Source organism: Rhodococcus sp. H-CA8f (assembly GCF_002501585.1).
Classification (GTDB): Bacteria; Actinomycetota; Actinomycetes; order Mycobacteriales; family Mycobacteriaceae; genus Rhodococcus_F; species Rhodococcus_F erythropolis.
Genome location: NZ_CP023720.1, coordinates 1,411,507 through 1,435,708, shown reverse-complemented (window position 1 = coordinate 1,435,708; position 24,202 = coordinate 1,411,507). Strand labels below are relative to the sequence as shown.

Sequence of the window (24,202 nt, the reverse complement as noted above, 5' to 3'; positions counted from 1 at the left end):
AGCGGATGTGAGGATGCGGTGTCAGCCGACTAAGCTGCAAAGATGCCTTCGACGCCCCGCAACCGCACCGTCTCGCGTCTGCAGCCGTTCGCATCCACGATCTTCGCCGAGATGACAGCGTTGGCCACACTTCACGACGCGGTCAACCTCGGTCAGGGCTTTCCGGATACCGACGGTCCTGCGGCCATGCTCGAAGTAGCGCGCCGAGCCATCGCCGAGGGCGTCAATCAATACCCGCCCGGTCCGGGCATGCCCGTCTTGCGTCAGGCCATCGCGGAGGATCGGCGCGTCCGTTACGGACTCGACAGTGATCCCGACTCCGAAGTTCTAGTCACCGTCGGCGCCACCGAGGCGATCAGTGCTGCGATTCTCGGACTGGTCGAACCCGGCGAAGAAGTAGTGCTGATCGAGCCGTACTACGACTCCTACGCTGCATCCGTCGCATTGGCAGGCGCTGTGCGTCGGACTGTTCCGCTGGTCGCCGCGGGAGACGGATTCGCGGTCGATCTCGATGCATTGCGCGGCGCGATCACGGCCAAGACGAAGATGCTGATCGTCAACAGTCCTCACAACCCCACCGGCACCGTATTCGCCGATCACGAACTTCGAGCGATCGCCGAACTCGCGTGCGAACGCGACCTGATCGTGTTGAGTGACGAGGTCTACGAGCACTTGGTCTTCGACGGCCTCGCCCACACACCGATGGCGTCGCTCCCGGGCATGCGTGAGCGCACCGTCACTGTGTCCAGTGCCGCAAAGACTTTCAATGTCACCGGCTGGAAGACCGGCTGGGCGATCGGCCCCCGAGAACTCATCGACGGAGTCCGTGCCGCCAAGCAGTTCATGTCATTTGTTGCCGGTGCACCATTTCAACCGGCCGTTGCCTACGCGCTGACCAACGAACAGCCGTGGGTCGTCGAACTTCGACAGAGCTTGCAGGGCAAACGGGACGTACTCGGAAAAGCTCTGACCGAGGCCGGTTTCACGGTGCATTCCGGCGGCGGCACGTACTTTCTCCTTGCCGACATCAGACCGTTGGGTGAAACCGACGCGGGAGATTTCTGTCGCGCCCTACCCGAGCGTATCGGCGTCGCGGCCGTACCGGTCGACGTGTTCGCGGACAACCGCGACGATTGGAAGCACCTGGTGCGCTTCGCCTTCTGCAAGCAGGACCACATTCTTTCCGAAGCTGCACGCCGTCTCCACCTGCTCCAAGGAGCAGCGCACCCATGACAGCGCGGACCATCCCGACCGCATTCGTCCACCGCTACCTCGCGTTCTCGCCGGACAACGACGTCGATTTGTCTGGTGCACTGCGAGCTGCTGGGATCGACCTGGAGACATTGTCGGACGCTCGCGCGCGGCTGACCCCAACTCAGGTCACCACCTTCATTCAAACCACCTGGCAGATCACCGACGACGAATTGTTCGGCCTCGGATCCGCCCCGGTCCCCCGTGGCACTTTCCGATTGATCTGCCTGACGTTGATCCATTGCCCTGACCTCGGATCAGCGTTCGCTCGAATGTCCGACGTGATCCGTGCGCTACCGGCTCTGGCCCCACTGGCGATCGAAAAGGGCGAGGAAAGCACGCGGGTGAGCTTCGCAGTCCGAGCTCGCGAAGGCGTCGCCGAACCTGATGTCGCAGAACGTGTCACAACCGATTTTGTCCTGATCTTGCTGCACCGATTTTCCGCGTGGTTGATCGGAAAGCGCGTCCGACTTCGGGCAGTCGAATTTCCGTACTCGGCACCGGATGCGCGGTTGGCGCAGGACTACGACTACATCTTCGGAGCGCCGGTCACCTTCGGCGCGCAGCGAGCGGCACTGGAGTTCGACAACTCGGCCATGCGCGCACCGATCATCCAAACCGAGGAGACGTTGGAGGAGTACCTCCGAGAATCTCCGATTCAGCTCATGTCCGAACGCGATTACGACAGCACTGCGTCGGCGCAGGTGCGACGGGTCCTGGAACTCGGGGTGAAGGGGCGAACCTCCACGGCCGAGGAGATCGCCGAGATGCTCTCGATCAGCGTTCCCCATCTGCGTCGACTGCTGCGGCGTGACGGAACATCACTGAATCAACTGCGCGAGGAAGTGCTCCGCGACGTAGCCATCGCTGGTTTGCGGCGCGGAGAATCCGTCGAAGTACTCTCGGCGCGATTGGGGTTCTCCGAGCCCAGCGCGTTCCGTCGGGCCTTCAAACGATGGACCGGCGACACTCCGAGTTCGTACCGCTAGCTGACGCAGAACTCGTTTCCTTCGGGATCGGTCATCGTGATCCACACGCTCGGCCCCTGCGCTCCCCGGTGCAGGATCGTCGCCCCCACCGTCTCGAGGTGCGCTGCGACATCCTCGCGCTTGTCGCCCACTCGTATGTCGAAATGGAGCCGGTTCTTCACCGTCTTCGATTCCGGAACCAGTTGGAACAGAACGCGGGGACGTTCGGGATGCTCCGGATCGCTGATCGCCGCACCTTCGCGCCAGACGAGAACTCCCTCGAAGGTCGTGGTGTCAGATTCCTTGGCGTGACCAGCAGCGACGAGGCCCCTGATGAAGTCTTCGTCGCTGGGCTCCGCTGCCCACCCGAGTGCTGCGGCCCACCACTTCGCCTGTTCGTGCGGGTGTGCCGAATCTACTGTGACTTGAAATTCGTATCCCATGTTCCGACGTTAACGCCGACCACCGACACCTAGTGAAGGTTCAGCCGAGCCCGGGCATCAGTCGACACTCTTGATGGTCTTCATGGTGATCAGCGATGTCACCCGCGAGACAGCCGGAAGCCCGCTGAGCTTGGTGACCATGAAGTTCTCGTAGGTCGCGAGATCTTTCACCGCGACCCGAATGAAGTAGTCGGGAATTCCGAACAACCGCCGACATTCGATCACTTCGTCGAAGGCGGCGACCTGGGATTCGAAGTCCTCGATGGTCGCCTGGTCGTTGACTCCGATCTCGGCGGTGACGATCACTTGAAATCCTCGGCCAAGCGCTTCCTGACTGACGATCGCGCGGTACCCGGTGATGATTCCGTCGGCTTCGAGCTTTTTCACGCGGCGCAGGCAAGGGGACGGTGTCAGACCCACCAGATCCGCCAATTCCGTGTTCGTCAGACTCGAGTCCTGACGGAGGTGAAACAAAATTGCGTCATCCATGGCATCCATCGCACTATTATTGCGCACTGTTCAATATGTGGGCATTCTGAGCAATCGATCACCTCGATCTTTGTTATAGATTTGCGTCGTGATCGAACCAGCATCGTCGACGGCCGCGCCTGCCGTCGAACTCTCGCCGCGAACCCCGGCGTGGCGGCACGCCTTCCAACTGTCGCTGCCGGTCGGATTCGGCCTGCTCCCACTCGGGATAGCCCTGGGCGTTCTTGTGGTCCAACAGGGCCTCAACCCTTGGTGGGCAGTCGCTTTCACCTCGCTGATCTACGCCGGATCGCTGGAGTTTCTCGCCGTCGGAATGGTCGCGGCCATGACACCACTGCCGTACGTCGCTCTGACCGCACTGCTGGTCAACTTTCGACATGTGTTCTACGCCTTGAGTTTTCCGCTGGAAAAGATTCGCAACCCCTTCGCCCGCTTCTACAGCATGTTCGCGCTGACCGACGAGGCCTATGCGATGTCGGTAACTGCCGATCCCAAGGCACTCACCGGACGCGTCATCGTCTACTCCCAGCTGTACCTCCACGGCTACTGGATCGGTGGCGCGATCCTGGGCGCGACGGCAGGACAGTGGATTCCAGATTCGATAGTCGGTCTCGACTTCGCTCTGACCGCACTGTTCGTCGTCCTCTCGATCGAGGCAATTCGCGCACAAAACGGATTCGCGGTGCCGGTCGCTGCGGTCACCTGCGCTCTGGTCGCCCGGCTCGCAGCCCCGGATCACATGCTGCCAATTGCAATGGGCGCCTTCGTGCTCTTCCTGATCGGCCGCTTTGTCTACGACTCACGAAAGGCGAAGATCGATGCCTGACACCTCGTACATCTTTGCGGCGGTCGCAGTCATGGCCGTGGTCACCTTCGCGCTGCGCGCAATCCCCTTCGCCGCGCTCATGCCGCTGCGCTCCTCCGCCCTGGTCGGCTACCTCGGCATCTACATGCCGGCCGGCGTCATGCTGATCCTCGTGATGTATTCACTCAAAGGGGTGTCGATCACCGCCCCGTCTCACGGCCTCCCCGAACTGATTGCAGTGTGTGCCACGATCGCCGCGCACCTGTGGCGAAAGAATGCCGTCCTGAGCATCGTTGTCGGAACAACGATCTACGTCGCACTGGTCAATACCGTGTTTGCCTGAGCGTTTCCCATCCGGGAGCAAAGCAGTTTTACTCCCGGATGGGTGATTTGTAACCTCCAGGCGCTTATCTGAACAGTTGAACACTTATACGATTTCAGTAGGGTGGCCGCCGGCCGCGACTGAAAGATCGGTGAGGTTCGATGTCCACGACAATGACCACGACGGGCACCCGAATCGCCGGCGCTTGGCACAGTCTGGATCGAGGCCAGCGTCGAAGCATCATCGGAATGACCGTCACCGTCGTTGCACTCAACGTCGTCGGGTGGGCAGTTCTGCTCGGTCTGGTTGTCCCCGGCCACTACACGATCGAAGGCAGTGTCTTCGGCATCGGACTCGGTGTCACGGCGTACACGCTCGGCATGCGCCATGCTTTCGACGCCGATCACATCGCCGCCATCGACAACACCACTCGGAAGTTGTTGGCGGACGGCAAGAAACCGATGTCCGTCGGTTTCTGGTTTTCACTCGGACACTCCACCATCGTCTTTGTTCTCGTCGCACTTCTGGCGTTGGGTGTGCAGCAACTTGCCACCAGCCTTTCCGACGACAACTCCGATCTGGAAAAGTGGACCGGCTTGTTCGGCACAACCATTTCCGGAACGTTCCTGATCTTGATCGGCCTCCTGAATCTTTTCTCTCTCATCGGGATTCATCGGGTGTACACGAAGTACAAGGCCGGAACCTTCGACGAGGAACAACTCGAGAAAGAACTCGACAGCCGCGGCGCCCTCAACAAGATCCTGGGCCCGGTGATGAAGATGGTTCGCAAGCCCTGGCACATGTACCCGGTCGGTCTGCTGTTCGGACTGGGATTCGACACCGTCACCGAAGTGGGACTGTTGGTGATCGCCGGCGGCGCGGCAGCGACAGGGCTCCCGTGGTATTCGATCCTCGTTCTACCGATACTCTTCTGCGCCGGGATGTCTCTGTTCGACTCGATCGACGGATCGTTCATGAACTTCGCTTACGGTTGGGCATTTGCCCAGCCGGTACGAAAGATCTACTACAACATGGTGATCACCGGACTCTCGGTGGCAGTGGCACTGCTGATCGGGACCCAGGAAATCATCTCGATCTTCACCGACAAACTCGACATCCACGACGGGATTCTCGGCACCATCGGGAACTTGGATCTCGGTGCGATAGGCTTCATCATCGTCGGACTCTTTGTTGTCACCTGGCTGATCGCCCTCCTCGTGTGGCGGTACGGCCGCATCGAAGAACGGTGGCAAGCGCAGTCCGGTGCAGCAGTAGCACGACGAGCGACAGCAGACGAAGCGATGTGAGTTCGACTCGGTCACGCAGAATCATGGGCCACCCGAAAGCGAATAGCTGATGTACGTCTCGCCCCATTTCAGGTACGCGCTCGACGTCGCCTGGCCGCGGATCTGGTCGTTCTGCCACTGGTAGACAGCGCGCCACGGAAATACGGAACTCACTTGTTCCAAGGTGTACTGCTCACGGTGGCCTTGCGCGTATCGCTGTTCGAGGTCTTCACGAGTGCGCGGCGGGAAATTACTGATCAGATAGGTCCGGCCGAGAGACTCGATGCGTCCTGGCGGCGCAAAGACATCAGCGCTGCGATAAGTGAAGACCGCATACAGGTAGGCCGCCACCACAATCGTTGCCAGCGCTACCGCGCCGATCTTGAATGCACGTCGAAGCAGGGTCGGCATGACTCACAGTACAACGACTGCGTCCCGATCTGATGCGGGTCGGCGGCAGCCGCACCTCCCGATTTCCTCGAGCCCAGACCACCTTCCGACTAGTACGGTGAGATCACCGGCAACCGATCTACGGCAACGATGGCGGACTCGCTCGACAACCCAGCGCCCTCTGCCACAGGTGAGGGCACATCGCGGCCAATCATTGCGGGCACCACGCACCAGTGCGGTCCATACGAGGGTCCCCCATGGGAAATCAGTTTCCGTCGCACAGCCTCCACGACCGAAGCCTTCCGCCCTGCGTCTGGTCGCTATGAGCCAACCCGCTGCGAAAGCTCGACGAGCCGGTTCGAGAATCCCCATTCGTTGTCGTACCAGGCGAAAACCTTCACTTGTTCGCCGACGACCTGTGTGAGGGGCGCATCGAAGATTGCCGAGTGGGGATTGCCGACTATGTCGGCAGAGACAAGTGGCGCCTCCGAATAGGCAAGGTAAGACGAGAGTTCGGGAGTCTGCGATGCGACGCGAAACGCTTCGTTGATCTCCACGACAGTCGCCGGTCGTGAGAGATGGGCAGTGAGGTCGGTGATAGAACCGACTGGCACGGGGACGCGCAGCGAGAGTCCGGTCAATTTTCCGTCCAGCTCTGGGATGATCCGCCCGATGGTGGCGGCGGCGCCGGAGGAAGTCGGGATCGTAGACAATGCCGCGGCGCGGGCGCGCCGGAGATCGCTGTGAGGAGCATCGTGGAGGCGCTGGTCGCTGGTGTAGGCGTGGATCGTCGTCATCAGTCCGGACTCGATGCCGAACGCCTCGTGCAGCACCTTAACCATCGGTGCGAGGCAGTTGGTCGTGCAGGATCCGTTCGAGAATACGTCCTCCGACATGTCGAGGACGTCGTCGTTTACTCCGAGTACAACTGCAGGGACATCACTGTCGGCGGGAGCCGAAATGATCACCTTTCGCGCTCCCGCTGTCAGGTGTTGGCGAGCGTTGACCGAGTCCGTGAATCGGCCGGTCGACTCTATGACGACATCGACGCGTTCGGCTCTCCAGGGGATGAGGGACGGCTCGCGCTCAGAGGTGACGCGAATGCGCTTTCCTGCAACGAGAATCGCGTCCCCGTCGACCTCGACGCCGTCCAGATGACCGGACACCGAGTCCCACTCCAGGAGCGAAGCGAGGGTTGCGGCGTCGGCGATGTCGTTGATCGCGACGATCTCGACATCCGCATCGCTGCGTAGCGCAGCCCGCAGGTAGCTGCGACCGATACGGCCGAAGCCGTTGATTCCGATACGAACGGACATTGATTTCTCTTTCTCGAGTTGGTCAGTGATCGGTGCGGAGAGCGGACTGGGCGGCGTCGAGCAGGGAAATGGCTCCACGAACCGCCGCATCCATCGGGCCCTGTTCACCCTGCGCGCGGGCAAGTACATAGCCGCCCTGCAGGACGGCTGCCAGCGTTCGCGCGAGATCCGCCGGGACGATGCTCGTCGGAAGTTCTCCTGCAGCAATCGCGGCAGTGATCGCCCGCTCCCAATGGTTCAGCATGGTGTCGAAGGCATTCGCAACGACTGCGATCAGTTCTGCATCCGTGACCACTTCCGGGTCCTGGGTCATCCGACCCACCCGGCACCCCCGAGTACCCGGCCGCGGCAATGAGAGGTAGCGCTTCATCTGTTCGAGGGGCGAGCCTTCTCCACCCAACGGAGATGACTCGCCCGTCATTTCTCGGGTAACTGCAGACAGCGCCTCTACCGCGAGTTCGTGCTTTCCACTGAAATGGTGATACATGCTGCCCTGGCCAACCCCGGCACGTGTCATCACGTCGCGTGGGCTCGTCGCTGCATAGCCGCGCTCCCACAACAGCTCTGCCATCGCACCCGTCAGCTGGTCCTTTGAGTTCACCAATCGACTGTAACAACTAGTATGTACAACCTCAACGTAGGTTCGACCAACAGGCCGGCCGGGCGATTGTGCGGTGATCGACCAGAGCATCGTTGCCGTTCTGGACGTAGCATCTGCAAGACTCCTGAAATGAAGCACGTCGGGCGCGAGGCAGCGGCACTGCTCAACGGGGCCGGGATCGAACTCAGCGAGGGCCTGACCGACGCAGAGTTCGATTCCGTCCACGAACGCTTTGGATTTCACTTCAACCCAGACCACCGCAGCCTTCTTGCCACTGCGTTACCACTTGGCGACCGTTGGCCGAACTGGCGTAGCGCCGACGACCTCGAGTTGGGTACTTGGCTAGATACAGTCACCGAAGGTTTCATTTGGGATGCACTGCATCAACAACCACCGTTCTGGCCGGCATCGTGGGGCAGAATGCCCGCCTCACCCGAGGACGTCACCACAATCGTGCGTCAACAGATCGGAGCGTGGCCGCGCCTTGTCCCGATCTTCGGACACCGCTTCACGCCCGCCGCACCCTCCCCCTCGGGATCGCCGGTGATCTCCGTGTGGCAGACCGACATCGTCTACTACGGGGCAAACCTCCTCGAATATCTCGCCAATGAGTTCCCCCTCGGACAGGGCCGAAAGACACTCTCTCCCATTAGCGTCCGCGTACCGTTCTGGTCCCGATTCATCGAGGCGGCCAACCGCGCGGAATCGATCTGACCGGCCAAAGGTCCTGTTCTGCCTGCCAATAGTTTCGCAGACGAATTTCGCGGGTATTGATCACTTGCGGCGGCGATTTCCAGAGCGAGGGGTCAGCCGCGCAAGGTCTGCCCCCGGCTGTCACTCGCCGGGTGGCGGGCCGCCAAAACCAGCGGGCCGCCGAAAACAATCTGTGCCAGGCGATGATTTCGATGCAAACGACACGACTCGACACCATCCTGATTCTGATCGTCGGGACGGCAATCGGACTGAGCGTCTGGCTGGCCACGCAGGAACCATTCGTGTCGATCGGACTCGGAATCGCAACGGTGGTGATCTGCTGGATCTCTTGCTCGATGATCCACGGCTTCCCACACCGATCGACGAAGGACATGCGTCCGCGCGAGAACCAGGATCGCGAGTCACCGAAACGGCGCTGACGCCGTGTAGGGATGAGGCCAACCGTGGAGGCCCGGACACAGCGAAGTGAGTGGTTCACCTGTCGCAGGTGAACCACTCACTTCGGTCAGAGGATCACACCTCGTCAGGTCGCCAGGTCGCGACGGCCCAGATCACGGCGACGTCGAGGGCGATGATCACGATCGACCACAGCGGGTAGTACGGCATCCACAGGAAATTCGCCACGATCGAGAGCGCCGCGATCACGAAGGCCATGCCGCGGGCCCACGTCATGCCGACGAACAATCCCAGCGACACCGCGATGCCGATGATTCCGAGCACGATGTGGATCCAACCCCATGTCGTGACATCGAATTCGAAGGTGTAGTTGACTCCGACGATCAGCAGGTCGTTGTCTGCGAGAGCCGCGATGCCCTGGAGCAACGCGACGATTCCCGCGACGAAGAGCAGGCAGGCTGCCGCCACCGTGGTCCCGATGGCAAAGCCTTGTCGGACAGGATGGTTCGCATGAGATTGGTGCGGAGCAGTCATGACGTCCCCTTCTTCGGCGAAATAGCGTGAGAACAGTATTCAAAGGTTCACGCCGACGGACATCACCCAGCAAGGATGAACAGCCGTCCAGCACTGCAATCAAAATTCATGGGAACATATGTTCGATTTCGGTGTACGGTGGAGCCTATGACCGCCACGATGCAACCGTCTCTGTTCGACAACGGTGACCTCGGCGTTTCTTTGGCCGATCTCGACGGCACGGTGCAGCGACGTATTCTCACCGCCGGCGCATGGGTCGACCATCGCCCGGCCTGGCTGACCGGATCGGAGGCCGTGTTCGACAATCTGGAGGCTACGGTGCCGTGGCGTTCCGAACGGCGTCAGATGTACGACCGCGTTGTCGACGTCCCTCGTCTGGTGTGTTTCTACGCAGAGAATCAACCACTGCCGGACGCGCTTCTCACCGAAGCCAAAGACGCGCTGAGCAGTCACTACTTCGACGAACTCGGTGAACCATTCGCCACGTCGGGTCTGTGTTTCTATCGCGACGGTTCCGACAGCGTTGCCTGGCACGGGGACGACACGGGACGAAGTCGCACCGAGGACACGATGGTGGCCATCCTGTCTCTCGGTGCGGCTCGCCCGCTCCTATTGCGCCCTCGTGGGGGCGGCGAATCCATCCGCTTCAATCTCGGACACGGAGATCTACTCGTCATGGGCGGATCCTGCCAACGCACGTGGGAACACTGTGTCCCGAAGAGTGCGCGGGCCCTCGGGCCGAGAATCAGCGTTCAATTCCGCACTCGCGGAGTTAGATAGCGTCGCGGAGTTCGTCTCGCAGCGCCTTCCGATTGAGCTTGCCGACGGCCGTCTTCGGTATGGATTCTGCGAAAACAACCCGACGCGGTTTCTTGTACGACGCCAGTCGTTCGCCGACGTGCGCGACCAATGATGCTTGCAGTGCGTCGTTTTCGACGGTCCCGTCCTCGAGTACCACCACAGCCGTGACCGCCTCCACCCACTTGGCGTCGGCGGTACCCACCACGGCGACCTCACGGACAGACGGATGCGTCAGGAGTGCATCCTCGACTTCACGGGGGTAGACGTTGTATCCGCCGCTGATGATCATGTCCGAAGCTCGGTCCTTCAAGAACAAGAATCCTTCGGCGTCGAACTGACCGATGTCACGGGTGTGAACCCAGCCGTCTTCGGTGAAGGTGTCCGCATTCAGTTCCGGTGCATTGAAGTATCCGGCGATCGCCGATGGCGAGCGGATCACGATTTCACCCGGTTCTCCCTGGGGCACTTCGTTTCCCTCGCCGTCGAGCAGCCTGATCTCGACGTCGATGGCGGGCTGACCACAGGACAGCAGGCGATCTTCCGTGTGATCTTCGGGCCGTAGGACTGCAATACACAGCGGCGCCTCGGTCTGCCCGTAGTACTGGAGAAAACGGTGTTGCCCCCACGCCTGCATTGCACGTTCGATGGTGGCCAGCGGCATCGGCGACGCACCGTAGATCACGGATTTCAGACTCGAGATGTCTGCGCTCGCAAAATCAGGGCGTTCGAGGAGCATCTGAATCATCGTCGGCACCAGATTGATTGCCGTAGCCCGATGCTCGGTTATCGAGTCCAAGAAGGTCGACGGGTCGAATCCGGGAAGGATGACGGTCTTGCCGCCACGCAGCCAGAACGGAAGCACGAAGACACCGCTGGCATGAATCAGTGATGCCGCGTGCAGCATCGTGTCGTCCTGAGTCGCCGGAAGCAGATTGAGCAGAACATTGCGGCAGATGCCGGCGTAGCTGCGCTGAGTGTGCTGCGCGGCCTTCAATGTTCCCGTGGTCCCGGAGGTGAACAGCATCAGGATCACATCGTCGGGAGCTAACTCGACGTCCGGTGTGTCCGAAGGCATGCTCTGTGCTTGGTCGAGCAGCGAACGCTGCCGCGCCGAACCTGTTTCCAGCCCGATGAACGTACGTTCGGGGAACCTGGCGGACAGTTCAGCGGCGCGGTCGGCGAGGTCACTACCGAAGACGACGTGCGAGGTGTCGGTGTCCTCGAGCATTCTCGCGTGCTCGTCGAGCGAGAGACGCGAGTTGAGCGGAACCCTGTTGATGCCGGCTTTGACACAGGCAAAATCGACGGGGACGCTGGCAAGAGAGTTGTTGACCAGCAATGCAACCCGTGCACCACGCCCGATACCGAGGGCGATGAATGTGTGCGCCAATCGGCTGCTGAGTTCGTCCACTTCCGTGAACGTCATCGATCGATCGCCGAAAACGACGGCTGTTCGCGATCCGTGCTGTCGCGCACCACGGGCGATCAGGTCTCTGGTTATGGGCATCATGGTTCAGTTTCCTCGTTCGAATTCGGGTTGTTCTCGAACCGGCCGTGCCGGCCGGCGCCCGCGGCGAACGCAGCAGCGCCGCGCACACCTTCAGCGATGACAATGGGATTTCCCGCGACGCCCTCGGCCCGCAGTGCTTCGGCAAGTGGTAGATCAAAAGATCGGTAGGCCGACGCGCGATCCGCGAGCATGCAGAGTTGAGGGAAAGCGGCCAACTGGTGCGCAAGCTCCTTGGCTGCCTGGAGTGACTGCCCCACTGGAACAACACGATTGGCCAGTCCGAAGGCCAGCGCCTCCGGAGCGTCGACCGGGCGACCGGTCAAGATCATGTCGAGCGCTCGCCCCTGCCCGACGATTCGCGGCAGTCGCACGGTCCCACCATCGATGAGAGGAACTCCCCAGCGCCGGCAGAAGACTCCGAACACGGAATCCTCCTCGCAGATCCTCAGGTCCGCGAGCAATGAAAGCTCGAGCCCTCCTGCAACCGCGTATCCGCTGACGGCGGCGATCAATGGCTTGGACAACACCAACCGACTCGGCCCCATCGGGCCGGTGCCGCCGCCTTCCGGATGCAACTCGTGCACGCGGGCGGGGTCGGAGACTGCGGTCAAATCCGCACCGGCACAAAATGTGCCGCCCGCGCCCCACAGAATCGCCACCTTCTGACTCTCGTCCGATTCGAACTCCAGGAAGGCATCACGCAACTGCGCCGCCATCGGCCCGTCCACCGCATTCTTGCGATCAGGGCGATTCATCACGATGACGGTGACGCCACCGTCACGCTCCACATAGACATCGCCACCTGGTCGATCGGAGTCGGTCACGATATTTCCTCACTGCTCGCGGATAAGGTTTCCCGGTACCCACCATGCCACTTGTAACAGAATTTGTCAGGAGTTGTTCAAAAGTTGTTACAAACTGATCGAGGAATGTCCGCAACCCGAGTTGTGCTGGACCTCGCAACGGCGAGTCCGGACACCGAGTTCAGCACTGCAGTGCTGACCCGGGCCGGCGAGATCGTCGGTGTCAGCGCATCGAGCGTTCGCGTGGCAACGGGCCGCCTGTGCCGCGAGAACAAACTGCGTCGCACCGCTCGTGGAACGTACGTCCTCAACCCGGACGGCATCCCCACCTACAGCGAGGTCGAGGGGTGGCGAACTCGTACCGATCGCATACGCCCCTGGGACGGCACGTGGATAGCCGTCGAGCACTCAGCGCTCAAACGAAGCGACCGCACTGCCGCCCGAAGACACGATCAGGCGCTGCGCCTGGCGGGCTACGAGGAGTGGAAGCCCACACTCGCCGTCCGCCCGAACAATCTGCTCGGCGGCACGGACAGCGCCCGCCGCACTCTCCGCCGACTCGGCGCCGCCCCCGAATCGGCTGTCATGGAAATCGCTCACCTTGCCCCCGAGGATGATTCGACAATCCGCACACTCTGGAACTCGGAAGCACTGTTGGTCGACATCGCCGAGGCCCGTGAAGCACTCACACAGGCGCAAACACGCCTGGCGACAATCAGTCGCGAGGAGGCTGCCCGTGAATCACTTGCCTTGGGCAGCGCGGTGATCGCGGTCATCGTGCGCAATCCGCTCCTTCCGGAAGAACTCGAACCGACGCAGCCACTACGTGAACTGATCTCGCACATGCTCGAGTACCAGGACGCATCTCGCGAACTGTGGCAGTCACTGCTCCAGTTCTGATCGACTTCTTCCAGAAGGTAATTCAGTACGTTGCGCGGCCACCGCTGGCGTCGTACACAGCACCCGTCGAGTAACTCACCGCCGACGACGACAGCCAGGAGATCAATTCGGCGATCTCGTCGGCCCGCCCCATCCGCGCCATCGGCGTCAAAGACTGCGAGCGGGCGAGGATGGCCGGATCGGTGCCGGCATTCATAGGACTTTCCACGGCCGCGGGAGCAATCGCGTTGACCAGCACACCGGCGGTGGCGACCTCTTTGCCGAGCGACTTCGTCAGCGCGACGACTGCCGCTTTGGACGCGGAATATGCACTCTGATTCGGGTTTCCGTCCTTGGCAGCAATACTCGCGAGATTGACGACCCGCCCCCACCCGGACGCAACCATCCCCGGCACGAACGCCCGGCACATCAGGAATGTCCCTTCGACGTTGATGCGGAACGTACGCCGCCAAGCCGCGAGGTCGACGTCGACGAGTGGCGCTGATGGTCCTACGATTCCCGCACTGTTGATCAAGATGTCGACTCTGCCGAGTCTGGTTCGAAGCGCATCGACTGCTGTCGGATCACTCACGTCGAGTTGTTCGTCCGCACCCTCGGCAAGATCTGCCGTTACCACCCGAACTCCCCTCTCCGTCAACAGCTTTGCACTGGCGGCGCCGATTCCGCTCGCACCGCCGGTAACGAGCGCGGTGACACCCTCTGGGTAACCCTGCATCGCATTCACTCCTGAGTTTCTGTGCGCTACGCACTCAATTTATGTTGCAAACAGGCATAATTGCCATCACACTGTGTAGAAATTCTGAATATATGGCGTTTGTTGTCAACGTCAAATACCTGGAGGCCTTGGCGATGGAAACCCGCTGGTTGCACGCGTTTGTCGCGGTTGCGGAAGAACTTCACTTCGGGCGGGCCGCATCACGGCTCCAGATGGCCCAGTCGCCACTCAGCCAGATGATCCGAAAGCTCGAAAAGGACATCGGCGTCAAGTTGTTCGAACGAAGCACTCGCAGCGTCGCACTCACGTCCGGCGGACATGCCTTTCTCCCCCACGCCTATCGCGTCATCGAGAACATGGAGACGGCACGACACGCTACGCGTGCGTCGTCGGGAGGCGTCTACGGACGAGTCACGATCGGGTTCACCGGAGTGCTCAACTATCAAGCACTTCCGCCGCTCACCCGCGCGTTGCGTCAGCGCTATCCGGAAGTCGAACTGACACTCCTCGGCCGGATCATGACGCGCGACGCGGTCATTCAACTCGAGAGCGGCGCCCTCGACCTCGCCTTCGTCGGACTACCGGTGGAATCCGCATCACTGTCTACCCGGCTGATCCGACGGGAGGCGTTCGGCGCCGTACTTCCGATCGACCATCCCCTTGCCGAGAGGGACGCGATCGATCTCCGCGAATTGGCCGACGACGGATTCGTGACCACCCCGCTCTCAGCCGGCTCCGCCCTCCAGGAAACCGCGATGCGCGCCTGCATGAACGCAGACTTCAGGCCTCGCGTGGTTCAGGAAATCACCGATCCGTACATGATCCTCATGCTCGTTGCCGCCGGCGTCGGTGTAGCGCTGATGACGTCCGGCATGGCTGCTATCACCCCACCTGGCAGTGTGTTCGTCCCACTCACCGGCGAGCCGACGTTCATGAATCACGGAATTGCCTGGTCACCCCGGCATATGACCGATGCACTCGCCGTCGCACTGGAGACGTCCGAGGAGATTCTGCCGACGCCGGAGATTGAGACCAAAAACGTCATTATCTGAGACTCATTTAGTGTTGGACGCGCCATAGTCCTTCGTGGCACTGTCGTCTCAGCCGCCGAAAGGTGAGGGACGTCACCGATGCGTGGTGCATCACCAAACGTGCCGCCACGGCCGGCCCATCGGGACGAAAGGACTTCACATGGCACCACCGATCACCTCCACCGGTTCCACGCACTCCACTGCGGAGCACCCGAATTCGAATGCGCGCCGCGCCGCCGTTTCGGGCTTCCTCGGCAGTACCCTCGAGTACTACGACTTCTTCATCTACGGCTCCGCAGCCGCGCTCGTGTTCCCCAAGATCTTCTTTCCTGGCGGCGGCTCGACGGCAACGCTGCTCTCGATCAGCACCCTGGGCGTGGCCTACGTCGCCCGCCCACTCGGCGCAGTGCTGTGGGGACACCTCGGCGATCGGTACGGACGCAAGAACGCGCTTCTCGCCTGCCTGCTCCTCATGGGTGTTGCGACGGTCATCGTCGGTTGCCTGCCGACCTACGACCAGATCGGCATCGCCGCGCCGATCATTCTCGTCTTGCTTCGCCTTCTGCAAGGGCTCTCTGCCGGCGGTGAATCACCCGGCTCTTCGGCACTGACGCTCGAACACGCACCGGATCACCGTCGTTCGTTCTTCACCTCGTTCACCATGAGCGGGATCATGTTCGGCATCGTCGTCTCCAGCCTGGTATTCATCCCAGTGGCGAGCCTGCCCGACGAAGACCTCTACTCGTGGGGTTGGCGAGTTCCCTTCTGGCTCAGCATCATCGTGACCGTCGTCGCGCTGTGGCTACGTCGCGCCCTGGATGAGCCCGAGGTATTCGAGGAACTCAAGGAACAGGACGAGACGGCCGGAATTCCCGTCGTCGAGATGTTCCGCTCGCACTGGCGCACCGTGATCCGTATCAGCATGAGCTCGACCTTCGCGATGATCAACACCATCGTCAACGTCTTCGCCCTGGCGTACGCCGTCGAATCCGGCTTCGAGCGCTCCACGATGCTGTGGGCCATCGCGACCGCCAATTTTGTTGCCGTACTGACTCAGCCGCTGTTCGGCATTCTCTCGGATCGCTACGGACGCAAGCCCATCTTCGTCGTCGGCGCCATCGGAGCCGGCTTGATGATCTTCGTGTTCTTCCATTCGATCGGAACCCAAAGCGTCCCCATGGTCTTCGCTTCGGGAATCGTCATGATCGGAATCTTCTACGCGATGCCCAACGGCACGTACCCGGCATACTTCCCGGAGCAGTTCCCCGCGAAGGTCCGATACACCGGAATGGCCGTCAGCCTCATGCTCGGACTCCTTGTCGCCGGCTTCACACCGGCTATCGCCCAGGCGATCTCGGCCGGAGACAAGAGCAACTGGACACCGGTTGCATGGATGTGCCTGGGCTTCGCCGTCATCTCCGCCATCGCGGCAATGACCGGACCGGAAACGTACCGCACGCCCACAGCAGAACTGGGCCAACCGAAGCCGAGCCTGCCGATCAAGCAGGACTCAGAGCTCACCAGCAACAACGCTTGACCGGACCGGCCCCTCGCGCTGAATTGCCGCGAGGGGCCGTCCCCACTTATGCAGGAGAATGTCATGACTACCGAATACACACGTCACCGTATCGGCCTTGTCGGGTCGGGTATCGCCACCTCACTCTCGCCCGCGTTGCACGCACACGAAGCAGCAGCACTCGGACTCGACGATTACAGCTACGAACTGATCGATCTCGAGAACCTGAACATCTCGGTCGAGAAAACCGGTGAGGTGGTGCGTGGCGCCGTCGCGGGCGATTTCACCGGACTGAACATCACCCACCCGTGCAAGCAGGTTGTCGTGGACGCGCTCGACGAGCTGTCCGGCAACGCGCGGTTGCTCGGTGCCGTCAACACGGTGGTGGTCGACAACGGCCGTTTGATCGGCCACAACACAGACCACAGCGGATTCCTCACAGCACTGCAGCGCGGTTTGCCCGACGCCGCCTTGGACCGAGTGGTGCTTGCCGGGGCAGGAGGGGCGGGTTCCGCTGTGGCATACGCACTCGCCGCCGCCGGTACCACGGATCTTCGCATCGCAGATATTGATCCCGATCGCGCTGTCGATGTGTGTTCTCGCGTCACCTCGGCCTTCCCTGGCACGCGCACAACGGCTTTGGCGATCGATGAGATCGCCGTCAACCTGACGACGTGCGACGGCGTCGTCAACGCATCTCCGATCGGCATGGTGGGTCACCCCGGAACTCCCTTCGACCCTGCGGCGTTGCATTCCGGATTGTGGTTCGCTGACATCGTTTATCGACCGATGCGCACCGAATTGCTCGACGCTGCAGCTGCTCTCGGATGCGCGGTTCTCGACGGTGGGCAGATGCTGGTGGCTCAAGCCTCTGACACCTTCACACTCCTGACCGGTGTCGAAGCCGATACGGATCGCATGCGCAGCCATCTGAGCGAGCTGCTCTCCGAGACGGCATGCGCATGAGCACAACCGAACACCTACTTTCTCGCGAAGTACCAGGAGCACTGATGAAGGTGACTGCGCCTTTCGCCGAACCTCTCGACATGGGCAGCGTCCGCCTCCGGAACCGGTTCGTGTCCGCCCCGATGGAACGCAACTACTGCGAAGTCGACGGCACCATGACGGACGAGTACATCGCGTACCTCGCCCGCCGCGCCGAAGGTGGTGCTGCACTGATCTTCACCGAAGCCAGCTACGTGCGTGCCGACGGCAAGGGACGCATCCGGCAGATGGGCGTCGACGTCGACGAACGGATTCCCGGCATCAAGAAGATGGCCGACGCGATCCACGCACACGGCGCCCTCGTCGGAGTCGAACTCAACCACGGTGGACGTACGGCGCAAGGTTCTGTCAGCGGGTTTGTTCCCGTTGCCCCGACACCGATTCCGTGTTTGGTTGTCGGCGGCGAGATGCCAGAACAACTCGACGCCGACGACATCGAGCACATCATCGACTGTTTCGGTGAAGCCGCAGCGCGCTGCCAGCAGGCGGGCGTCGACGTCATCTCCCTGCACGGTGGCCACGGGTATCTGATCCACCAGTTCCTCTCCCCTGCTTACAATCACCGCGACGACGAATGGGCCGACCCCACCTTGTTCGTCAACAAGGTCATCGCCTCCGTCCACGAGCATGCTCCGGGAATCACTCTGGGACTTCGATTCTCAGCCTTCGAAGGCATTGACGGCGGACTCGACGCCGAGACGACCCGCGTGCGCATCGACGCCATCGATACCGACCGACTCGATTTCCTCGACGTCTCGGCCGGCAACTACGAAGCGGGACAGTGGATCATCCAGCCCGGTGAATGGTCCCGTGGACTCCTCGCGCCGTACTCCGAGCAGTACCAGCGCGACTTCGACATCCCGGTTGGTGTGGCCGGACGCATCACGTCGCCGGAGATCGCCGCGCAGATCATCGAATCCGGGCAGGCGAACTTCGTCAGCATGGCCCGTACGTTGCACGCCGATCCGGACTTCCCGAATCGCGCTGTCGACGGTGGCCGGTACCGCCCGTGCATCGCCTGCAACTACTGCATCGACAGCCTGGCTGCCGGTCCCATTCCCTGCTCCGTCAACCCGTGGGTCGGACGTGAACTGGATCAGCCTACAAAGCCGGCTGATGCCACCGTGCGGGTCGCCGTCATCGGTGCCGGTCCGTCCGGAATGGCCACTGCCCGCGACCTGGCACTTGCCGGTCACCGCGTCGACCTGTACGACGAACGCCCCAGTCTCGGTGGCGACTTCGCTCTGGCATCGAAGCTGCACGAATATCCCGAATACGGGCGGATCGTGGACTGGTACCTCGCGGAACTGGCCGAACTCGGGGTGCAGTGCCACACTTCGACCAGAGCTTACGCAGCATTGCTCGCAAACAGTGACTTCGACGCGATCGTCCTTGCTGCCGGTGGGCACGGTCCCGTGACTGACCTCCCCGGAGCAGCAACCCGTACCGTCCGTGATGTCCGCGAGTTCCTCGCCTCCGGAGATCCGGCCCCCGAAGCAATCACCATTTTCGGCGCCGACCGCGAGGCTGCCGCTGTTGCCGACGATCTGCTCCAGAAGGGCACCCAGGTCGTCATGATCGGGCCGCAGGAAACCATCGCGCACGACGTCGGCCGACGCGGCAAGATCGTACTGCTGCCGCGCCTGGCCTCAAGTGAGAACCTCACGACCTACCTGAGCTCGATCGTCACCAAAGTCGACGCCGATCGGGTCACGATCTCGACAGGCGGTGTACTGAGCGAAGTCGACGCCCCCGGCGAGCTGCTGATCTCACAGGGCGTCGAGCCGCGCTCGGAGCTTTTGACCGAACTACGTTCACTGGCACCACGACTCGGGGTCCATGCCGTCGGCGACGCGAGCGGTGACGGCGGATCCATCCATGCCGCACTCGTGACCGCAGCCGACGTTGCCGTCGCCATCACCGCCGCCGCTGCGGCCCGTCAGGAGGTTCACGCATGAGCGCACACACAGCCGCACCGGTGGCAACTGCGTTGCCACCCATCGGACTCGGAACCTGGCCACTGGTCGGTGCCGACGCCACGAAGTCGGTACTCTCCGGAATCGAGGCCGGGTACCGCCTCATCGACACCGCCGCGATCTACGGCAACGAGGACGCCGTCGGCGTAGCGTTGGCGGAGTCTGCTCTGCCGCGAGAAGAACTGTTTGTCACCACCAAACTTCGTGGAAACGACCAGGTTTCCGGTGACATCCGCGGAGCGCTCGAGCAGAGCCTGGAACGACTGGGACTGGATCAACTCGATCTGTTCCTGATCCACTGGCCGCTCCCGCGAATCGATCGTTACGTTGCGTCGTTCGAGGCGATGCTGGCCTGCCGCGACGCCGGACTGGTTCGGTACGTGGGTGTGTCGAACTTCCTGGAGCACCACCTGCGCCGCGTCGTCGCCGAAACCGGCGAGGCACCGGCAGTCAACCAGATTCAGATGGACCCGTCGCTCGCGCGAATTCCGGTGCGCCGCGCCAACGACGAACTCGGAATCTTCACGCAGTCGTGGAGCCCGCTCGGCCGCGGCGATGTGCTCGACAACGCCGTGGTCGGGGAGATCGCCGGCCGAATCGGTTGCACCCCAGCTCAAGTGGTCCTCGCTTGGCACGTCGCGCAGGGTGTGGTTCCGGTCGCGCGATCAGCGAACCCGACGCGTCAGGCCGAGAACCTGGCAGCACTCGACGTGACCCTCTCCGGCGAAGACATCGAAGTACTGAACAGTCTCGACCGCGGCGAGTCTGCGGCGCGGGACGTCGAAGCAGAGGAACATTTCTGATGACGTTGAAAGTCGGAATCGTCGGCTGCGGCAAGATCGCCGGCAACCATGCCCGAGCCCTACAACAAGTCCCCGGCGTCGAGGTGATCGGCTGCTGCGATCCCGATCTCGGACGCGCCCAGGAGTTCGCGGCAGCGCACGGCATTCCCGCAGCCGTGAGTTCAGTGGAGCAACTTCTCGCCCTCGGACTCGACGCCTGCACCGTTTGCACGCCGCACCCGGTACATGAAGAGGTAGTCGTGGCCGCTGCCGAAGCGGGTGTACATGTGTTGTGCGAGAAGCCCATCGCGGTCGATGTTGCTGCCGCCGACCGCATGATCGAGGCCGCCGACCGCGCCGGTATCACCTTCGGCGTCCTCTTCCAACGCCGCTTCTGGCCGGCCGCGCGTCGTATCCGGGACGCCATCGACGACGGCCGGATCGGACTGCCCACGCTAGGCGAGGCGTCGGTGATCCTGCACCGCCCGTCGAGTTACTACTCGGCCGACGCGTGGCGCGGACGCTGGGACACCGACGGCGGTGGCGTGCTCATGACGCAGGCGGTGCACCAGATCGACATGCTGGCCTGGTTCATGGGCGAGGCCGTCTCGGTCAGCGGCTTCATCCGCACCCACACCCACGGTGAGCACATCGAGACCGAGGACAGTGCGTCAGCTGTAATTTCCTTTGCTTCGGGCGGCACCGCCACCGTCACCGCGACTACCGGTGCCAATCACAATCTGGGCAACCGCGTGACAGTGATCGGGCGCACCGGCGCCATCGCCAGCGTCCTCGAATTTCCTGAAGGGCACGAGGGTGTCAACGAAATCTGGACCGTGCCGGGCGAAGTCGAGTTCCAGTCGCCGTATTCCGCCGACATAGACGCCAATCTCGATGTGGGAGCAGTCAATGCGGCACTCACCGACTTCCACACCTTGCAGGTTCAGGACTTCGCCGACGCCGTCCTGACCGGGCGCGAACCCGCCGTCACCGGCCGGGACGCCCGCGCATCACTTGCCATCATCGCCGCAATCTACGAATCGTCACGAACCGGGAAGGTTGTCGAGCTGACATCGACACCGACCCTCGCAGCAACTGCCAAGGAGCAGAAATGAGTAGCAGTACCCCCCTCACCTACGACGTGGTTGTCGTGGGCTCCGGCGCAGGCGGGCTTTCCACAGCAATTGCCGCAGCACATGGCGGCGCGTCGGTACTCGTTGTCGAGAAGGCCGACACCTGCGGCGGCGCAACGGCCTGGTCAGGCGGGTGGATGTGGACCCCGCGCAACATGTTTGCCATCGCCGACGGGGTTGTCGAAGATCGTTCGGCGCCGCGGGCATATCTGGAGAACCGACTCGGAGACAACTTCGACGCCGCCAAAGTGGATGCTCTTCTCGACGGCGCACCGGAGATGGTCGAGTTCTTCGAACGCAAGACTGCGCTGAAGTTTGTTCCCGGAGCCAAGATCGCCGACATTCACGGCGACACACCGGGAGCCGCCACGGGTCATCGTTCCGTCGGACCGAAACCGGTGAGCTTGCGAAAGCTCGGCCCCGACGTCGCGGCGCTGCTACGTCGACAGTTGTACGAGACGTCATTCCTCGGCATGGGCATCATGGCCGGCCCCGACCTGCAGGCATTCCTGCATTCGACTCGATCGCCGAAAGCATTTGTGCACTGTGGTGTTCGCGTGACAAAGCACATGTTCGATCTCGCCACCAAGCGTCGTGGCCAGCAACTCGTCAACGGCACTGCGCTTGTCGGCATGATGCTTCGCTCAGCGCTCGATCTCGGCGTCGAGATTCGGGTGAAAACGTCGGCAACATCGCTGCAGACTGACGATGACGGTCGCGTTGTCGGTGTCCGCCTCGAAGGTCCGGATGGTGCGTACTCGGTAACTGCCACGCGCGGCGTCGTACTGGCCACCGGCGGCTTCGCCCAGGACATCGACCGCCGACGTGAACTGTTCCCCCGTACCCCCACCGGAAACGAGCACTGGTCACTCACTCCGAAGACAACCACCGGCGACGGCATCACCCTCGGCGAATCCGTGGGTGGTCGCCTCGACCGCACTCTTGCCTCCCCCGTCGCGTACTGCCCCGTCTCCATCGTTCGCTACCGCAACGGCAAGGAAGGGGTGTTCCCGCACATCCTCGACCGCGGAAAGCCCGGTGTCATCGGAGTTCTCGCGAACGGCAAGCGTTTTGTCAACGAGGCACTCGGCTACCACGACTACACACTCGCGATGGTCGAGCAGGTTCCTGAGGGCGAAGAAGTGTGCTCGTGGTTGATCGCCGATCAGCAGTATGTGCGCTATCTCCCGCTGGGCATGGCCAAGCCCCTGCCGATACCGATCCAGCCGTACCTGCGCTCGGGATACCTGACACGTGGTCGCACCGTTCGCGAACTGGCAGAGAAGATCGGCGTTGATCCGACGCAGTTGGAAAAGACAATCGAGGCATTCAATGTCGGGGCCGTGGCCGGTGAAGACCCCGAGTTCGGTCGCGGCACAACACCGTTCAACCGGGGATCCGGCGATACCGCCAACCCCTGGCCGAACCCGTCGCTCGCGCCCTTACAGAAGGGTCCGTACTACGCGCTGAAGGTGGTGCCGGGCAGTTTCGGTACCTTCGCCGGGCTTGTTACCGACTCGTCGTCGCAGGTTCTCGATGACAACGACCGCCCCATCGAGGGATTGCTCGCCGTCGGCGTCGATCAGGCCAGCGTGATGGGCGGGCACTACCCGTCCGGCGGCATCAACCTCGGCCCGGCTATGACGTTCGGTTACCTGGCAGGTCGGGAACTGGCCGGAGCCAAGACAGTTGGAGCGCACGCATGACACTCTCACTCGGGCTTGCAGCCCTCACGGTGCTGGACACTGCTCCGATGCAGCACGTCGACTTGGCCGAAAAGCACGGCTTCGACACCATCGGCATCCGCCTGATGCCTGCGGCACCAGGTACGACGGCCTACCCGCTGCACGAGGACAAGCAGTCGTTGGACGAACTGGTGCGTCGACTGGATGATTCACCCGTTGAGGTATTCGACCTCGAAATCATCCGCCTTGCAGCCGACTTCGACCCCACCGACTACGTTCCGCTTCTCGAAGCGGGTGCACAGCTCGGAGCCAAAGCCGTTCTGGTGGGCGGCGACGACCGCGACCGCGCTCGGCTCACGAACTCCTATGCCCGCCTCGCTGAACTGTGCGCGAACTACGGCATCGTCGCCTCGCTCGAATTCATGCCGTGGACTGCGGTGCCCGATGCGCGTGCGGCCATCGAGATCGTCTCGGCGGCAGACGGTCCGGCTCGTAGTGTCCTGGTCGACGCACTCCACACCGACCGCTCGGCGACCACGCTGGAGGATCTTGCGTCCATCCCGCGCGAGTGGCTTCACTACGCCCAGATGTGCGACGGTTCGACCCCCGCTCCTACGGATGACGCAGAACTGATCCGTCACGCCCGCGAAGAGCGTCTGGTGCCCGGCACCGGCGGCATCGCCCTGGCCGACATCTGGTCGACATTGCCTGCCGGACTGCCGGTCAGCATCGAATTGCCCAACGAGCCGCTGCGCCGCGCCGTCGGCACGGACGCCTGGCTGAAGCGCCTGGTCGAGGCCACGCGAGCAGTGTTGGCCTAGCGGCCCTGT

26 protein-coding genes are annotated in these 24,202 nt (G+C 62.2%); 17 read left to right on the top strand and 9 right to left on the bottom strand.

The window, feature by feature from the left end; translation table 11 throughout:
- The first annotated feature begins 42 nt into the window (after positions 1–42).
- Together CPI83_RS06905 and CPI83_RS06900 are read left to right on the top strand one after the other, a co-directional pair.
- Positions 43–1,233, top strand: coding sequence for a pyridoxal phosphate-dependent aminotransferase (locus CPI83_RS06905; RefSeq protein ID WP_097387000.1), 1,191 nt, complete (start codon positions 43–45; stop codon positions 1,231–1,233).
- The gene (locus tag CPI83_RS06900; protein ID WP_019744973.1) at positions 1,230–2,240 is read left to right on the top strand and encodes an AraC family transcriptional regulator; all 1,011 of its coding nucleotides are present in this window, start codon (positions 1,230–1,232) and stop codon (positions 2,238–2,240) included. Before CPI83_RS06905 ends, CPI83_RS06900 begins: the two co-directional genes overlap by 4 nt.
- On the opposite strand, the gene CPI83_RS06895 is transcribed toward CPI83_RS06900, so the two are convergent.
- Together CPI83_RS06895 and CPI83_RS06890 are read right to left on the bottom strand one after the other, a co-directional pair.
- Positions 2,237–2,662: a VOC family protein gene (locus CPI83_RS06895; protein ID WP_003940409.1), complete on the bottom strand. Its 426-nt coding sequence runs from the start codon at positions 2,660–2,662 to the stop codon at positions 2,237–2,239. The genes CPI83_RS06900 and CPI83_RS06895 overlap by 4 nt on opposite strands.
- Positions 2,663–2,719: 57 nt before the next feature.
- The gene (locus CPI83_RS06890; RefSeq protein ID WP_020970517.1) at positions 2,720–3,160 is read right to left on the bottom strand and encodes an Lrp/AsnC family transcriptional regulator; all 441 of its coding nucleotides are present in this window, start codon (positions 3,158–3,160) and stop codon (positions 2,720–2,722) included.
- 79 nt (positions 3,161–3,239) lie between these two features.
- On the opposite strand from CPI83_RS06890, the gene CPI83_RS06885 reads away from it, so the two are divergent.
- The 3 genes from CPI83_RS06885 (at position 3,240) to CPI83_RS06875 (ending at position 5,585) form a co-directional block, all read left to right on the top strand.
- Positions 3,240–3,977 (top strand): AzlC family ABC transporter permease, encoded by a 738-nt coding sequence (locus CPI83_RS06885; RefSeq protein ID WP_020970518.1) that lies wholly within the window; start codon positions 3,240–3,242, stop codon positions 3,975–3,977.
- Complete coding sequence (locus tag CPI83_RS06880) at positions 3,970–4,299, top strand: AzlD domain-containing protein (RefSeq protein WP_003940007.1); 330 nt, start codon at positions 3,970–3,972, stop codon at positions 4,297–4,299. Before CPI83_RS06885 ends, CPI83_RS06880 begins: the two co-directional genes overlap by 8 nt.
- Positions 4,300–4,439: 140 nt before the next feature.
- Entirely contained in the window at positions 4,440–5,585 is a 1,146-nt protein-coding gene (locus CPI83_RS06875; RefSeq protein ID WP_097386999.1) for a HoxN/HupN/NixA family nickel/cobalt transporter, read from the top strand.
- A 21-nt stretch (positions 5,586–5,606) separates the two neighbouring features.
- Here CPI83_RS06875 and CPI83_RS06870 read toward each other — a convergent pair whose 3' ends face one another.
- From CPI83_RS06870 to CPI83_RS06860, 3 genes are all read right to left on the bottom strand, one after another.
- A complete protein-coding gene (locus CPI83_RS06870) occupies positions 5,607–5,975 on the bottom strand; it encodes a hypothetical protein (protein WP_097386998.1) in 369 nt (122 codons plus the stop codon).
- Positions 5,976–6,274: 299 nt separating this feature from the next.
- A complete protein-coding gene (gene gap / locus CPI83_RS06865) occupies positions 6,275–7,270 on the bottom strand; it encodes a type I glyceraldehyde-3-phosphate dehydrogenase (protein WP_047889893.1) in 996 nt (331 codons plus the stop codon).
- A 22-nt stretch (positions 7,271–7,292) separates the two neighbouring features.
- Positions 7,293–7,871, bottom strand: coding sequence for a TetR/AcrR family transcriptional regulator (locus CPI83_RS06860; protein ID WP_081328939.1), 579 nt, complete (start codon positions 7,869–7,871; stop codon positions 7,293–7,295).
- 129 nt (positions 7,872–8,000) lie between these two features.
- Here CPI83_RS06860 and CPI83_RS06855 point away from each other — a divergent pair, with 129 nt between their 5' ends.
- A complete protein-coding gene (locus CPI83_RS06855) occupies positions 8,001–8,585 on the top strand; it encodes a hypothetical protein (RefSeq protein ID WP_053062078.1) in 585 nt (194 codons plus the stop codon).
- Between the two features lie 191 nt (positions 8,586–8,776).
- The gene (locus CPI83_RS06850) at positions 8,777–9,004 is read left to right on the top strand and encodes a hypothetical protein (RefSeq protein ID WP_225989496.1); all 228 of its coding nucleotides are present in this window, start codon (positions 8,777–8,779) and stop codon (positions 9,002–9,004) included.
- A gap of 94 nt (positions 9,005–9,098) precedes the next feature.
- On the opposite strand, the gene CPI83_RS06845 is transcribed toward CPI83_RS06850, so the two are convergent.
- Entirely contained in the window at positions 9,099–9,515 is a 417-nt protein-coding gene (locus CPI83_RS06845) for a hypothetical protein (RefSeq protein WP_003940106.1), read from the bottom strand.
- Positions 9,516–9,662: 147 nt separating this feature from the next.
- Between CPI83_RS06845 and CPI83_RS06840 the strand changes: the two genes are divergently transcribed.
- Entirely contained in the window at positions 9,663–10,295 is a 633-nt protein-coding gene (locus CPI83_RS06840; RefSeq protein ID WP_029256052.1) for an alpha-ketoglutarate-dependent dioxygenase AlkB, read from the top strand.
- On the opposite strand, the gene CPI83_RS06835 is transcribed toward CPI83_RS06840, so the two are convergent.
- Together CPI83_RS06835 and CPI83_RS06830 are read right to left on the bottom strand one after the other, a co-directional pair.
- The gene (locus CPI83_RS06835; protein ID WP_097386997.1) at positions 10,288–11,826 is read right to left on the bottom strand and encodes an AMP-binding protein; all 1,539 of its coding nucleotides are present in this window, start codon (positions 11,824–11,826) and stop codon (positions 10,288–10,290) included. The two genes, CPI83_RS06840 and CPI83_RS06835, sit on opposite strands and share 8 nt — an antisense overlap.
- Positions 11,823–12,650: a crotonase/enoyl-CoA hydratase family protein gene (locus tag CPI83_RS06830; protein ID WP_097386996.1), complete on the bottom strand. Its 828-nt coding sequence runs from the start codon at positions 12,648–12,650 to the stop codon at positions 11,823–11,825. Before CPI83_RS06830 ends, CPI83_RS06835 begins: the two co-directional genes overlap by 4 nt.
- A gap of 105 nt (positions 12,651–12,755) precedes the next feature.
- Between CPI83_RS06830 and CPI83_RS06825 the strand changes: the two genes are divergently transcribed.
- Positions 12,756–13,529 (top strand): hypothetical protein, encoded by a 774-nt coding sequence (locus tag CPI83_RS06825; RefSeq protein ID WP_019744985.1) that lies wholly within the window; start codon positions 12,756–12,758, stop codon positions 13,527–13,529.
- Positions 13,530–13,551: 22 nt separating this feature from the next.
- On the opposite strand, the gene CPI83_RS06820 is transcribed toward CPI83_RS06825, so the two are convergent.
- Entirely contained in the window at positions 13,552–14,244 is a 693-nt protein-coding gene (locus CPI83_RS06820; RefSeq protein WP_029256054.1) for an SDR family NAD(P)-dependent oxidoreductase, read from the bottom strand.
- A 134-nt stretch (positions 14,245–14,378) separates the two neighbouring features.
- On the opposite strand from CPI83_RS06820, the gene CPI83_RS06815 reads away from it, so the two are divergent.
- From CPI83_RS06815 to CPI83_RS06780, 8 genes are all read left to right on the top strand, one after another.
- Entirely contained in the window at positions 14,379–15,296 is a 918-nt protein-coding gene (locus tag CPI83_RS06815; protein ID WP_020970528.1) for a LysR family transcriptional regulator, read from the top strand.
- A 139-nt stretch (positions 15,297–15,435) separates the two neighbouring features.
- Positions 15,436–16,812 carry an MFS transporter gene (locus CPI83_RS06810; RefSeq protein ID WP_029256055.1) on the top strand — a complete coding sequence of 459 codons (1,377 nt, stop codon included), beginning with the start codon at positions 15,436–15,438 and terminating at the stop codon, positions 16,810–16,812.
- 63 nt (positions 16,813–16,875) lie between these two features.
- Positions 16,876–17,757, top strand: a complete 882-nt coding sequence (locus tag CPI83_RS06805) for a shikimate dehydrogenase (RefSeq protein WP_097388135.1) — start codon at positions 16,876–16,878, stop codon at positions 17,755–17,757.
- 44 nt (positions 17,758–17,801) lie between these two features.
- Positions 17,802–19,754 (top strand): FAD-dependent oxidoreductase, encoded by a 1,953-nt coding sequence (locus tag CPI83_RS06800; RefSeq protein WP_198586364.1) that lies wholly within the window; start codon positions 17,802–17,804, stop codon positions 19,752–19,754.
- Positions 19,751–20,575: an aldo/keto reductase gene (locus CPI83_RS06795; RefSeq protein WP_097386994.1), complete on the top strand. Its 825-nt coding sequence runs from the start codon at positions 19,751–19,753 to the stop codon at positions 20,573–20,575. The genes CPI83_RS06800 and CPI83_RS06795 overlap by 4 nt, the downstream gene beginning before the upstream one ends.
- Positions 20,575–21,669, top strand: a complete 1,095-nt coding sequence (locus CPI83_RS06790) for a Gfo/Idh/MocA family oxidoreductase (protein WP_084325179.1) — start codon at positions 20,575–20,577, stop codon at positions 21,667–21,669. Before CPI83_RS06795 ends, CPI83_RS06790 begins: the two co-directional genes overlap by 1 nt.
- Positions 21,666–23,393: an FAD-dependent oxidoreductase gene (locus tag CPI83_RS06785; protein ID WP_097386993.1), complete on the top strand. Its 1,728-nt coding sequence runs from the start codon at positions 21,666–21,668 to the stop codon at positions 23,391–23,393. Before CPI83_RS06790 ends, CPI83_RS06785 begins: the two co-directional genes overlap by 4 nt.
- Complete coding sequence (locus CPI83_RS06780) at positions 23,390–24,193, top strand: TIM barrel protein (RefSeq protein WP_097386992.1); 804 nt, start codon at positions 23,390–23,392, stop codon at positions 24,191–24,193. Before CPI83_RS06785 ends, CPI83_RS06780 begins: the two co-directional genes overlap by 4 nt.
- Positions 24,194–24,202: the final 9 nt, after the last annotated feature.